This window comes from Pseudomonas fuscovaginae SE-1 (assembly GCF_000364705.1).
Classification (GTDB): Bacteria; Pseudomonadota; Gammaproteobacteria; order Pseudomonadales; family Pseudomonadaceae; genus Aquipseudomonas; species Aquipseudomonas fuscovaginae_A.
Map to the genome: position 1 here is coordinate 1 of NZ_AQOH01000119.1, position 326 is coordinate 326.

At 59.2% G+C, this 326-nt stretch carries 1 protein-coding gene; it reads left to right on the forward strand.

Features of this window, described 5'->3' with window-relative positions; all coding sequences use genetic code 11:
- A partial coding sequence (locus K675_RS0112465; RefSeq protein ID WP_017903851.1) for a DDE-type integrase/transposase/recombinase occupies positions 1-326 on the forward strand: 326 nt, incomplete at both ends.

A 326-nucleotide genomic window follows, 5' to 3' on the forward strand; every position in this document is an offset into this window, starting at 1 on the left:
GGGCGATGGAGTTACCTGGCCGTTGTCCTGGACTTGTACAGCCGCAGGGTGGTGGGCTGGGCGATGTCCGCCAAGCCTGATGCCGAACTGGTCGTCAAGGCGCTCGAGAGGGCTTACGAGATGCGCGGCAGACCACGGGGTGTCCTGTTTCACAGCGACCAAGGCAGTCAATATGGCAGTCGTAGTTTTCGCCAGCGGCTCTGGCGTTATCGGATGACCCAAAGCATGAGCCGACAGGGAAATTGTTACGACAACGCACCCATGGAGCGGCTGTTTCGTAGTTTGAAAACGGAGTGGGTGCCGACGGTGGGTTACATGACGACAGC